Below are 12,020 nucleotides of genomic sequence, written 5' to 3' on the forward strand. Positions count from 1 at the left end.
CCCACCGCGCCGACCGCCTTCGTCGTCCTCGCCGTGCCTGTTGCATCCGCAACGTCCGCCCCATTCGTCACACGTCATCGAACGAGGTCGTCCCACCCATGAATTCACGGCAGCGCCGCGGCGTTCTCCTGATTCTGCTCTCGGTCGTCTGCGGCATCGCCGCGTTCGCCGGCGTGCTCACCGTGATCGCCGACGTGAACTCGAAGGTCGGACCCGAGGCCACCGCCTACCGCGTCAAGAGCGACATAGCCCCCTACACACCGCTCGACGCCGGGCAGTTCGAGAAGGTCTCGATACCCGAACGCTGGCTGTCCCGGAGCGCGGTGACCGACCTCGGCGTACTGCGGGGCAAGATCGCCGTGACGGAACTGCGCAGCGGATCCCTGCTCCAGAGCGACATGATCGTGCAGAAGCCGGAGCTGGAGAGCGGCCAGCAGGAGATCGCCATCATGATCGACGCGGCGACCGGCGTGGCCGGAAAGATCCGGCCGGGGAACCTGGTCAACATCTTCGCCACCTTCGCCGCAAAGAACGACTCCGGCACCGACCAGTCCCGGCTCATCGTCGCGAACGCCAAGGTCATCGACGTCGGGGAGCTCACCGCCCTCGAACGCAGGAGCGGCGACCGTACCAACACCCCCCGCGAGGCGGTGCCCATCACCTTCGCGCTGAACACCGCCGATGCCCAGCGCGTCGCCTACGCCGAGTCCTTCGCCGAACATGTGCGCCTGGCCCTGCTGCCCGACGGGAGCCCCACCACCCTGCGGCCCGGCGACGGCAGTTACGACCTCTCAGAAGACAAGAACAAGTGAGGGCCGGATGACGACGCGTATCCTCCCCGCCGTCGGCGACCCCGACGCCGCCCGGTCCGTCGTGAGCCTGCTGGGCCGGCTCCCTGACGCGGAACCGGCACCGCCGGTCGGCGACTCCACCTCGCTCGTCGACATGCTGGCCCGGCTCGCCGCCGAGTCGCTCGACGAACTCCCGGAAGTCGTCCTGGTCCACGAACGCATCGGGCCGCTGCCCGCCCTCGAGCTGATCCGGGACGTCGCCCTGCGCTTCCCGGCCGTCGGCGTCGTGCTCGTCACCGCCGACACCAGCCCGGGCCTGTACTCGGCGGCCATGGACTCCGGCGCCCGCGGCCTCGTCGCCCTTCCTCTCGTCCACGAGGAACTGGCGCAGCGCGTGCAGGCGGCGGCCGGCTGGGCCGCGGGCGTACGCCGGCACCTCGGCCACGGTCCCGAGGCTGCGTTCGGCGGTCCGGGCGGCACCGTCGTCACGGTGAGCGGCGCCAAGGGCGGCGTCGGCACGACCGTCACGGCGATCCAGCTCGCCCTGGCGTCGGCTGCCTCCGGTCACTCCGTCGCCCTCGTCGACCTCGACCTCCAGGGCGGTGACGTCGCCTCGTACCTGGACGTCCAGTTCCGCCGCTCCATCGTGGATCTCGCCGCCATCCGGGACATCGGCGCCCGCGTCCTCCAGGACGCCGTCTTCAACCACGAGACGGGCGTGGCCCTCCTCCTCGCCCCCGCGGAGGGCGAACGCGCGGAGGACGTCAGCGACCGCCTCGTCCGGCAGACCCTCGGCGCCCTGCGGCAGCGTTACGAGACGGTGGTCGTCGACTGCGGCACGCAGGTCAACACCGCCAACGCCGCCGCCATCGAGTCGGCCGACACCACCCTGCTGGTGACGCTGCCGGACGTGGTGACCGTACGGGCCACCAAGCGGATGGTGCGGCTCTGGGAACGGCTCCAGATCCGCAAGGCGGAGGAGACGATCACCGTCGTCAACCGCCACACGCGGACCACGGAGATCCAGCCGCCGCTCGTCTCGAGGATCACCTCCACGAGGGTGGCGCGCACGGCGATCCCCGCCAATTTCAAGGAGCTCCAAGGCGCCGTCGACGCGGGCCGTATGCAGGACCTCGAGGCCAAGTCCTCCGTCAAACAAGCCATGTGGGCCCTCGCGGGCGAGCTCGGGCTGGTGAAGGACGTGCAGGGGGACGCGAAGCAGAGCCGCTTCGGGGCCGGACGCCGGCACGGGCGCACGAAATGAGGACGTCAGCCCCGCGCATACGCGACGACCGGGGCCAGTCGGTGATCGAGTTCACCGGCATGGTGCCGATCATCCTGGTGACACTGGCCGTCCTGTGGCAGTCGGCTCTCGTCGGCTACACGTTCGTGCTCGCGGGCAACGCGGCGGACAAGGCGGTTGCCGCGGGGACGCGGGCGGAGGGAGGCGGAGCGGGGGCCTGCGCGGCGGCCGCGGAGGAGGACCTGACCGGCGGTTGGTCGGCGGCCGTCACCTGCGGGCCGGACGGCGACCTGTACAAGGCGGAGGTCTCCTTGGAGGTGCCGCTGCTGTTCCCCGGCGTCAACCTCCCGATCACGGTCAAGGGCCGGGCGGGTGCGGCGGCCGAGTGGAGGGCCGAGCCATGAGACGACGGGACCTTCGTGACGACCGCGGCCAGAGCGCCGTCGAATACGGCGGCTGGCTGTTTCTGCTGCTCTTCGTGATGACGATCGCGGTGCAGGTGGGCCTCGCCGTGTACGCGGCCCAGCAGGCGGGCACCGCGGCCCGCGCGGCGGCGCGGGTGGCCGCGCAGGACGAGGCGACGACCAGTCCCCAGGCCGCGGGGCAGCGAGCGCTCAGCTCCTGGCTCGACGCCTCCGTCGCCACCGGCCAGGACGGCGACGCGGTCACCGCCGACGTGACGGTCACCATTCCCGGCGTGGTCCCCGGCATCAGTTTCGGCACCGTCACCAAGTCCGCCACCATGCCCCTCGACAGGGAGTCGACACGATGAGCCTGCGCGCCCGCATCCAGCGCATCGACGGCCCCGCGCCGGCGAACGGCCAGAGCGAGGAGAGCCGACTCGTCGGCGTCTACCGGGCCAAGCTCCTCGAGGAGATCGACCTCGCAGAGATGTCCACCCTCGCCGCCGCCGAACGCCGCGTCCGCCTGGAGCGCGTACTCGGCCACATCATCAGCCGCGAGGGCCCCGTCCTGTCGACCGGCGAGCGCTCCCACCTCATCAGGCGGGTCGTCGACGAGGCGCTCGGCCTCGGCATCCTCGAACCGCTCCTCGAGGACGCGTCCATCAGCGAGATCATGGTGAACGGCCCCGAACAGGTCTTCGTCGAACGCGACGGCCGGCTCGAGCAGCTCCCGCTGCGGTTCTCCTCCACCGAGCAGCTGATGCAGACCATCGAGCGCATCGTCTCCACCGTCAACCGCCGCGTCGACGAGGCTAACCCCATGGTCGACGCCCGGCTCCCCAGCGGGGAGCGCGTCAACGTCATCATCCCGCCGCTCTCCCTGACCGGCCCGGTGCTGACCATCCGCCGCTTCCCGCGCGCCTTCACCCTCCAGGAGATGATCGGCCTCGGGTCCCTCGACGAGCACATCCTGATGCTGCTCGCGGGCCTGGTGCGCGCCAAGTTCAACGTGATCGTCTCCGGCGCGACCGGCACCGGCAAGACCACCCTCCTCAACGCGCTGTCCGGCCTCATCCCGGACGGCGAACGCATCGTCACCATCGAGGACTCCGCCGAACTCCGGCTCCAGCAGACCCATGTGATCACCCTGGAGTCCCGCCCCGCCAACGTCGAGGGCAAGGGCCGGATCACCATCCGAGACCTCGTACGCAACTCCCTGCGCATGCGACCCGACCGCATCATCGTCGGCGAGGTCCGCGGCGGGGAGACCCTCGACATGCTCCAGGCCATGTCGACCGGCCACGACGGCTCGCTCGCCACGGTCCACGCCAACAGCGCGGAGGACGCGCTGATGCGGCTCCAGACGCTGAGTTCCATGTCCGAGGTCGAGCTCCCGTTCGTGGCCATCCACGACCAGATCAACAGCGCCGTCGACGTCATCGTCCAGCTCACCCGGCACGCGGACGGGGCACGCCGGATCACCGAGATCGCCGTCGTCGACTCGTACGGCCGCGAGGACTACCGCTTCGTCACCGTGTGCCGCTTCGAGGCGGAACCGCCGGCCGGGGACGGGCGCGTGCACGGCAGGTTCCGGTACTTCCCGCTGCCGCGGCGGGTCGCGGAACGCCTCTACATGGCGGGCGAGGCGATCCCGCCCGCCTTCGGCGTCGGCGAGTCGCAACTGGAACTCGCCACCCGGGTGCCACCGGGCCTGAGCCCGGTCCCCGACCCACGTGCCGGCCACTCACCGGAAGGGCACCGCCCGATATGAACCTGCCCCTGGTGACCCTCGGCGTCACGGTGCTCGGCTGCGTACTCGCCGTCCTCGGCGTGCGCTCCTGGTCGGTGGGCCAGGCACAACACCAGGCCCTCGTCGACCGCATGTCGCAGTCCGGACCGCTCGCCCTCGAGAGCGGCCGCCGGCGCCGCTTCGCGGGAGTGGACCGCAGGCTGCGCGGCACCCGGCTCGGCCGGCGCATCGAGCGGAACATCTCCGCGACCGGCCTGGAACTGACCGCCGGGGAGTACGCCGTCTACGTCGTGGCCGCCCTGCTGGCGCTCTACTTCGTCGTCGGCTCGGTCTTCGCGCCCTTCTTCGGCCTGCTCGCCGTCCTGATCGGTGTCTGGGGCGCGAACGGCTTCCTCAACTGGCAGCGGGCCAAACGCACCGAGGCGTTCATCAGCCAGCTCCCCGAACTCACCCGGGTGCTCGCCAACGCCACTCAGGCCGGGCTCGCCCTGCGCACCGCGATCGGCATGGCCGTGGAGGAGCTGGACGACCCGGCTCGAGAGGAGCTGCGCCGCGTCGCCGATCAACTGGCTCTCGGCCGCTCCCTCGACGACGCGCTCGGCGACCTCGTCGAACGCCTCCCGTCACGCGAACTCACCGTGCTCGTGTCCACCCTGATCCTGTCCAACCGGGCGGGCGGCACCATCGTCACCTCGCTGCGCAACCTCACAGAGACCCTGGAGGAGCGCAAGGAGACCCGGCGGGAAGTCACCACCCTCCTCTCGCAGGTCAAGGTCACGGCGGTGGCCGTCCCGGTGCTGGGCCTCGGCTTCCTGCTCGTCATCAACGGCATGCGGGACGGGGCACTGGAGGACATGACCGGCGCACTCGGCGGCCGCATCGCCGTACTGATCGCGGCCGGGCTGTACGCACTCGGCTTCATCCTCATCAACCGGCTCACCCGCGTCCGCATCTGAGACCTGACCAGAAGGGAGGAGAGCCATATGCTCGGACTGGCCCTGGCCGCCGTGACCGGCGTCGCCGTCGTCGGTGTCTTCTTCGGCATACGCATGTACCGGGCGGAGGCCAAGCTCCCCGGCGACCTCGCCATCGCCCTGGAGGTCGGTTCCACCCGCACCAGCTATCCGGGCATGGCCATCGACCGCCTCGGCATGCGCTGGGCCCCCTCGGTCCAGCGCCTCATGGGCCCGCGCCACGTCGACCGCGTCCGCCGCAGGCTCGACATGGCCGGCAACCCCGGTGGCCTGACGGTCGACCGGTACGCGGCCCGCCGCGCCGTCTACGGGGTCCTCGGCGGGCTCGTCGCCTTCGGGATGCTCATGAACGGGCAGGTCGTCCTCGCCGTCCTGTTCCTGCTCTACGGCCTGTTCTGGACGGATGTCCTGCTCCGGGCGGCCATCGCCCGCCGCCGGGACGACATCGAACGCACCCTGCCGGACTTCCTCGACGTACTGGCCGTCGTCGTCTCCGCCGGCCTCGGCTTCCGCCAGGCCCTGGAGCGCGTCGCGGAGAAGTACGAGGGCCCCTGGTCGGACGAACTGCGCATCACGCTTCGGCAGATGGACATGGGCATGGGCCGGCGCGAGGCCTTCGAACAGCTGCGCCGCCGCAACGAGTCGGAGCAGGTCTCCATGTTCGTCTCTGCGCTCCAGCAGGGCGAGGAACTGGGCGCCCCGATCGTCGAGACCCTGATCCAGATCGCCAACGACATGCGCAGGACGGACGCCCAGAACGCGAGGCGGAAGGCGGCGAAGGCGGTCCCGAAGGCGACGCTGATCGTCACGAGCTTCATGCTGCCCGGCACGATGATCCTCATCGTGGCGGGCTTCTACTACGCGGCCGACGTGGACTTCGGCGCGATCTTCGGAGGCTGACGGGTGAGGTTGCCACGATGAAGGGTTCACGAGCGATTCGACCAACGGTCTTCGCTCACGCAAGCGAATGTGGGAGATTCTCCTCGGAGGCCCGGCGTAGCCGGGAGACTCCATGGAGTGATCAGCGGCGAGGGAGGCCGGACCGACATGAACCAGCGGTCCGTCGAAGGGGAACGAGGGGTACGCCATGAGGGACTTCGGCCTGCACAAGGTCGCGGCTGCGATGAGACTCCGTTGGGACGGACTCCGCGACGATCGGGGGCAGGGGTCGATCGAGTACGTCGGGATCACGATTCTGGTGGTGGCGATCGTGGTGCTGCTGCTGAACACGAACATGGGCAGCTCGATTGCCGACACCTTCACCGAGAAGATCAATTCCGTTCTCAACGGTGGGGGAGGCGGCTGATCACCCCGGCGGCGGACGACCGTGGTCAGGCAACACCGTTGTACATGGCGGCAGTGGTCGGGCTGCTTTTTCTGGTACTCGTTTACCTGGCCTTCGGGCAGGCAGACGTGGCCCGCAACGGTACGCAGACCGCAGCCGACGCCGCCGCCTTGGCAGCGGCCCAGGACTCCCGGGATCAGCTTGATTTGGCGGACGTCATCGACGACCTGGAGCTCATCCTTGACGGCCGGTTGCCGACGCCTACCCCGGACGGCTGCGCGCGGGCTTCTGACTTCGCCGCCCGGAACGAAGCCGTAGCCGACGGCTGCACGCCGTTGAACGATGGGCGATGGGGCTTCACCGTGAACGTCGAGTCCCAGAACTCGATGGGCGACAGCATCATCGAGGGAACCGGCAGCAAGCACGCCACAGCGAGTGCCACTGCCGTGGTCGAACCACGCTGCACCTTCACGCCCGGGGAGACGGCGGAGCCCGAGCCGGGTGACGGGGATGAGGAGGACGAGCAGAAGCCTTCGCCGGGCAAGCTGCTCTGTGACTCCGACGAATGGGTCGTCGACCCCGAAGAACCTGATCTGCTGCCCGACATGGCAGACCTTTTCACCGTCCGATTGACCGAGGACTAGCCGATGAGCGCAAAGGAACAGGATTGATGAGCATGCGGCACATGAGGACCATGCGCCGGGCAGGTGTGGCAACCACGCTGTCGTCCGCCTTGATCCTCACTCTGTCGGCGTGTGGTGGTGACGGGGAGAAGCCGGATCGGAGCCGGCCCTCGTCCTCAGCCCCTGCCCAGTCCAGCGACGGCGGCAAGGACGGCGCTGAGCCCGAAGCCGCACCCAGTACGCCCACCGAACCCATCGCGATGGTCAAGGGCGAGGAGGGGGTGGTGATGTCCATCTTCTCAGCAAGGCGAGATGAAGGCGGGTTCCTCACCGTTGACGGGGAGATCAAGAACACCGGATCCGGAGGGTTCACCACGCCCGTGCGCTGGAATGGAATGGAGCAGTCTGTCGCAGCCACGGGCCGTTCTTTCGCCGGAATGACGCTGGTCGACTCCAAGGGCAAGAAGCGCTACTACGTGCTGCGTGACACAGACAATCGGCCGCTGACGACTTATGCCTATGCCCCCTTCATCAAAGCTGGCGAGACTCTGACCTTCTTCGCCCAGTTCCCTGCCCCGCCGGCGACGACCACCCAGCTCGCGCTCCAGTTCCCCGGCTTCCCCAGCACCACGATCGAGCTGTCGTGATGCGCCCCGCGACCAGGATCACCGTGACCGCCGCCGTCCTCGCGGGTGCGCTTTCCGCCGGCCTGCTCGCCGGCGGCAGCGCCTTCGCCGACGACGGCCCCTACGCGGCGCCGCCTGCCGAGGCGCCCGTCAAGGTCGACGCCAACGACTCGGACCTGAAGCTCCCCGAGGGCGCGACGCTCGCCGACCCGAAGGTCATCGACATCAAGTCCGTCGTCGAGGACATCAGTGGTGAGGAGCGCCGCGAGGAGACGAACTCGGACATCAAGTTCGCCCTCCAGGCCGAGGTCCTCTTCGGCAAGGACAGCGCCGAGCTCTCCGGCGAGGCGACCTCCCGCATCTCGGCGATCGCAGGCGAGATCAAGAAGCAGAACGCCAAGAAGATCCGGGTGTTCGGCTTCACGGACGACCTCGGCACCGAGGCGCACGGCGACAAGCTGTCGAAGGAGCGCGCCGACGCCGTGCACAGCGTGCTGTCGCAGCAGTTGAGCGTCGAGGGGATCACGTACGAGATCCGCGGCTACGGCGAGGACTATCCGATCGCGAGCAACACGTCGGAGGAGGGCCGCCGGAAGAACCGCCGTGTCGAGGTGTCGTTCCCCAGGGAGTGACGATCACGGGCGAGTGACCATCACGCTCAGTACTGGGACTCCGCGTACAGTCCGAACACCCGTGAGATGAACGCCCGTACGGTGCCCCGGCGCGTCAGGACGGAGCGGTCGACGCCCGTGAAGAGCGTGGCGAGCGCGATGTCCGCGGCGACAGCGCGGCCCGCGGCGGTCACCGTGATCTGCCGGCGCCGGCCGCCGCCGGACTGCGTCACCGTGATCCGGACGCCCGGGTCCTCGCTGTCCGGCTGCCGGGCGAGCACGTAGCGGCGGTGGTTGACAGCCCACAGCCGGTATCGATCCCCGCCGTACCTCATGTGCAGTGCGCGCCCGCGGTGGGTCAGGGCCAAGTGGTTCCTCGACGTGTGGACCATGGCGTCCCCGAGGCGGAGCGTGATGCGGTTCAGTGTCGGCCGGCTGAGGACTTCCGTGTGGATCCCGCGGGATTCGAAGGTCGCCGTCGGTATGGACCCGCCGCGCACCTCGGCGACGACGACCTCTGAACGCGTCCGGTTCAAGGGGCTGGTGACTGTGATGTCCCCGAACTCCGGTGACGTCCCACGCCAGCCGGTCAGCTTCTCGCGGCGGGCGCCTTCCTTCCAGTGATGGAGCAGGAACGGGGTGACGGCGGAGTGCATCGCTCTCCTCGCTGGTCGCACGGGTGAAGGACCACGGTACGGGCCCGTGCGTTTCGCGCAGGAGCCGAGGTGTCAGGGCCCGATCGTGAGCGTGACGCCCCGCCGTACCCCCCACTCCGCCAGCGCCCCCGCCGCCGCCTCGAGCACGTGGCGGGCCCGCGGTCGCGGCAGGCCCACGCGGCCTGGGGGCATGGTGCGCACGCTGAGGACGCGCAGGTCACGGTCGAGGTAGGCCACATCGATGGTGAAGCGCATCCCCACCGAGTGGACGCTGCCACAGGGGGTCAGGAGCATCGCGCCCTCGATGCCGTCGCGACCGAGGAGGCCGCGGCGCCGGGTCCGGTACGTGGCGGCTATCTCGACCTCGGCGACAGGGCGGCCGTCGACCGTCAACGTCCCTGTTGCGTCACGCCATCGGGGTCCTCGTCGCATGGCCTCCACCGTAGTGCGCGGTCCGGCTTACGCTCGGGGCGTGGACGCAGCGCTGATCGTCGTCGCCGCCCTCTGGGGTGCGGGCACCGGCCTGCTGTGCCCGCGGGCGGCGTACCGACTGTCCGTGGGGGCGGGTGAGCCATGGCGGCACGCCTGCCCGGCGGGGCACAGGTACGCGGGGCCGGGGCGCGGGTGGCTCGGTGGCGCCTGCTGCACGGCTCCCGTCCCGGCGCGGCTCGCGGCGCCGCTCGTCACCGCGGCGGCCTGCGCCGTTCTCGCCGCGGCGACGGGCGCGCGGCCGGAGTTGGCGGCCTGGCTGGCGCTGGCGCCGTTCGCCGTGTTGCTGGCCCTGGTCGATCTGAGGGTGCGCCGGCTGCCGGACCGGCTGACGCTGCCGCTGGCCGGCGCGGCCGCCGCCCTGCTCGGGGTGGCCGCGCTGTCGCCGCGGGCAGGCGGGGCGTGGGCCACGGCCCTGCTGGGCGGACTCGTGCTGGGCGGCGCGTACTTCGTGCTGTTCCTGATCCACCCCGGGGGCATGGGGTTCGGGGACGTGAAACTCGCGCTCGCGCTGGGGGTCGTGCTCGGCTGGTACGGCTGGGGCGTGCTCTTCGCGGGCGCGTTCGCCGGCTTCCTGTTCGGCTCTCTGTACGGGCTCGGGCTGGTCGCCCTGCGCCGCGCGAGCCGCAGGAGCACGATCCCCTTCGGGCCGTTCATGATCGCGGGGGCGCTGGCCGGTGTCGTCCTGGGGGCGCTCGCGGCGGTCTGAGCCAATGCGAATACGCGCGACACGGCGGCCCGTCGGCGCGCAGAATCGGTCCATGGATGCCATCGCGAAGAAGCCCGTCAACATCACCGAAGCTCTCGCCTCCTTCGACGACGTCTACAGCCCCCGCATCGTCGCCCGTATGAACGACTACGACGTCCGCATCGCGCACACCCTGGGCGACCATGTGTGGCACGTGCACGAGGACACGGACGAGTTCTTCCTCGTCCTCGACGGACGGTTCGACATCGCCCTGCGCGCCGCCGACGGCACCGAGTCCACCGTGGAGCTGCGCAAGGGCGACACCTTCGTCGTCCCCAAGGGCACCGAGCACCGGCCCACCTCCACCGGCGGCTCCGTCCTGATGTTCGAGCCGTCCGGTACGAACTCGACCGGTGACCGGCACGAGGGCGAGCTTCCCGGCAACGTCGACAGCACGACCGGCCACGAGCTGACCTGACGAGGCGGGCGACGCGTCACGCGTGCGGCCCGACCGACACGGTGCCGACGGTCAGCTCGGCGCGGCCCTCCAGAGCCGCGCCCACCCGCTCGACCTCCCGGGCCAGTTCATCGCGGGCCGCCGCCCGCTCCAGCGCCTCGCCGACCGGTTCCACCGTCACCGCGACACGTCGGCCCGAGCGACGCTGGTGCCAGACTCCGGCCACGACCCCGTCCACCAGCACCACCGGGTAGTTGCCGGCCTGGCCCCCGGCCAGAGCCCGGGTGCGAGCCGCCCCCGGGAACAGCCGGTCCCGTGGCCGGCAGGCGATGGCGTACGCGTCGAAGTAGGGCAGGAGGCGGACGCCCCGTGCCGGCTCCCGGTCCGGAAACGCGGCGTCGCCCCGGGCGACCCACGCTGGGGCGCCCTCGAAGCTGACCTCCGCGATCCGCCGCCCGGCCGCCAGGTCCGTGAAGAGTCCGCCCGCCCAGGCGGGCGGCGCTCCGAACCACCGGGCGAAGTCCGCGGGTGTGGCGGGGCCGTACGCGCGCAGATAACGGCGCACGAGTTCGGGCAGAGCGTCCCGCCCGTCCATCGGCGTGACTCCGGGGCCGGTGTAGGTGACGTTGCGGCCGCGGTTCGGACCGAAGGCGAGCGCGCCGCGATGCGCGGCCATGTGCGTGATCTGCCGCCAGCGCGGCCACTTGTCCTGGAAGGCGTCCATCACCCGCTCGCCCGCCCACGACCCGGTGCGGTCGACGATCGCCTCCGTCGGTTCATCGACGGTGAGCGGCTCGCCGGCCAGCGCGTCACGGACTGCCGCGACGACCTCGTCGGTCTGCTCCGGTGTCATCCGTACGCCGTCCGGCCACGGGTTCTTTCCGGCGGGCACCGCCGACAGGGCGCCCGTCCACATCGGCAGGTCCGCCGTGGGCAGCAGATGGACGGTGCCGCGCGGGCCGTATGTCTTCACCAGCGTCCGGTCCGTCCACAGCGCGTGGCGCACGTCCGCCCGGGTGGCGCCGGGCGGCAGCCGCAGGGCGATGGACAGCTCCCCGGCGGACAGCACCTGCGCGTGGGCCCCGAGCATCGCGCCGGCGACGGCCGTCGGGGAGGTGAGGCGCGGGGACCCGGGAACGGCCAGCCCCTGACGGGCCAGCCGCCGGGCGTTCGCCGGCGGCCAGGTCACCTCGGCGGTCTTCTTCGTCATACCGGCGACGCTAGGACCCATACAGGTCAGATGCCGTCCTCTGTGCCCGATGGGGCCCGTCCCGTTCGATCGCTCGACCGTACGCGGGTCCGTTCGTCAATGCGGCGCCTCACGGCCGGGGTCCCCCGTGGGAGGTACGGCCCCGGCCGCTCCCGGAGCGCTGCCGCACGGCCCCGCGCCTTCCCCCGCGAATTCCGGCGCCACTTCCGGCAT

At 70.7% G+C, this 12,020-nt stretch carries 16 protein-coding genes; 13 read left to right on the plus strand and 3 right to left on the minus strand.

Annotated elements, in window-relative coordinates; genetic code table 11:
- Positions 1–98 precede the first annotated feature (98 nt).
- The 11 genes from cpaB (at position 99) to MDN94_RS13295 (ending at position 8,328) form a co-directional block, all read left to right on the plus strand.
- Positions 99–812, plus strand: a complete 714-nt coding sequence (cpaB, locus tag MDN94_RS13245; RefSeq protein ID WP_482726033.1) for a Flp pilus assembly protein CpaB — start codon at positions 99–101, stop codon at positions 810–812.
- 7 nt (positions 813–819) lie between these two features.
- Entirely contained in the window at positions 820–2,055 is a 1,236-nt protein-coding gene (locus MDN94_RS13250) for a CpaE/TadZ family protein (RefSeq protein WP_482726034.1), read from the plus strand.
- Entirely contained in the window at positions 2,052–2,438 is a 387-nt protein-coding gene (locus tag MDN94_RS13255) for a pilus assembly protein (protein ID WP_482726035.1), read from the plus strand. Before MDN94_RS13250 ends, MDN94_RS13255 begins: the two co-directional genes overlap by 4 nt.
- A complete protein-coding gene (locus MDN94_RS13260) occupies positions 2,435–2,806 on the plus strand; it encodes a TadE/TadG family type IV pilus assembly protein (RefSeq protein WP_482726036.1) in 372 nt (123 codons plus the stop codon). Before MDN94_RS13255 ends, MDN94_RS13260 begins: the two co-directional genes overlap by 4 nt.
- Entirely contained in the window at positions 2,803–4,209 is a 1,407-nt protein-coding gene (locus MDN94_RS13265) for a TadA family conjugal transfer-associated ATPase (RefSeq protein WP_482726037.1), read from the plus strand. The genes MDN94_RS13260 and MDN94_RS13265 overlap by 4 nt, the downstream gene beginning before the upstream one ends.
- Positions 4,206–5,144 (plus strand): type II secretion system F family protein, encoded by a 939-nt coding sequence (locus MDN94_RS13270; protein ID WP_482726038.1) that lies wholly within the window; start codon positions 4,206–4,208, stop codon positions 5,142–5,144. Before MDN94_RS13265 ends, MDN94_RS13270 begins: the two co-directional genes overlap by 4 nt.
- Positions 5,145–5,171: 27 nt before the next feature.
- Positions 5,172–6,062: a DUF5936 domain-containing protein gene (locus MDN94_RS13275; protein WP_482726039.1), complete on the plus strand. Its 891-nt coding sequence runs from the start codon at positions 5,172–5,174 to the stop codon at positions 6,060–6,062.
- Between the two features lie 187 nt (positions 6,063–6,249).
- Positions 6,250–6,468: a hypothetical protein gene (locus MDN94_RS13280; protein WP_482726040.1), complete on the plus strand. Its 219-nt coding sequence runs from the start codon at positions 6,250–6,252 to the stop codon at positions 6,466–6,468.
- Complete coding sequence (locus MDN94_RS13285) at positions 6,468–7,091, plus strand: pilus assembly protein TadG-related protein (protein WP_482727066.1); 624 nt, start codon at positions 6,468–6,470, stop codon at positions 7,089–7,091. Before MDN94_RS13280 ends, MDN94_RS13285 begins: the two co-directional genes overlap by 1 nt.
- 26 nt (positions 7,092–7,117) lie before the next feature.
- Complete coding sequence (locus MDN94_RS13290) at positions 7,118–7,717, plus strand: hypothetical protein (protein WP_482726041.1); 600 nt, start codon at positions 7,118–7,120, stop codon at positions 7,715–7,717.
- Entirely contained in the window at positions 7,717–8,328 is a 612-nt protein-coding gene (locus tag MDN94_RS13295; protein ID WP_482726042.1) for an OmpA family protein, read from the plus strand. The genes MDN94_RS13290 and MDN94_RS13295 overlap by 1 nt, the downstream gene beginning before the upstream one ends.
- Positions 8,329–8,354: 26 nt before the next feature.
- Here the strand turns inward: MDN94_RS13295 and MDN94_RS13300 are convergent, their stop codons facing one another.
- Both MDN94_RS13300 and MDN94_RS13305 read right to left on the minus strand, forming a co-directional pair.
- Positions 8,355–8,963, minus strand: coding sequence for a hypothetical protein (locus MDN94_RS13300; RefSeq protein ID WP_482726043.1), 609 nt, complete (start codon positions 8,961–8,963; stop codon positions 8,355–8,357).
- Positions 8,964–9,035: 72 nt separating this feature from the next.
- On the minus strand, positions 9,036–9,395 hold the full coding sequence (locus MDN94_RS13305; RefSeq protein ID WP_482726044.1) for a DUF192 domain-containing protein: 360 nt from the start codon (positions 9,393–9,395) through the stop codon (positions 9,036–9,038).
- Positions 9,396–9,435: 40 nt separating this feature from the next.
- On the opposite strand from MDN94_RS13305, the gene MDN94_RS13310 reads away from it, so the two are divergent.
- Complete coding sequence (locus MDN94_RS13310; RefSeq protein ID WP_482726045.1) at positions 9,436–10,161, plus strand: prepilin peptidase; 726 nt, start codon at positions 9,436–9,438, stop codon at positions 10,159–10,161.
- A gap of 52 nt (positions 10,162–10,213) precedes the next feature.
- The gene (locus tag MDN94_RS13315; protein ID WP_482726046.1) at positions 10,214–10,618 is read left to right on the plus strand and encodes a cupin domain-containing protein; all 405 of its coding nucleotides are present in this window, start codon (positions 10,214–10,216) and stop codon (positions 10,616–10,618) included.
- A 16-nt stretch (positions 10,619–10,634) separates the two neighbouring features.
- Here the strand turns inward: MDN94_RS13315 and MDN94_RS13320 are convergent, their stop codons facing one another.
- Positions 10,635–11,807 (minus strand): winged helix DNA-binding domain-containing protein, encoded by a 1,173-nt coding sequence (locus MDN94_RS13320; protein ID WP_482726047.1) that lies wholly within the window; start codon positions 11,805–11,807, stop codon positions 10,635–10,637.
- Between the last annotated feature and the right edge of the window lie 213 nt (positions 11,808–12,020).

Source organism: Streptomyces sp. WAC00040, from assembly GCF_056835925.1.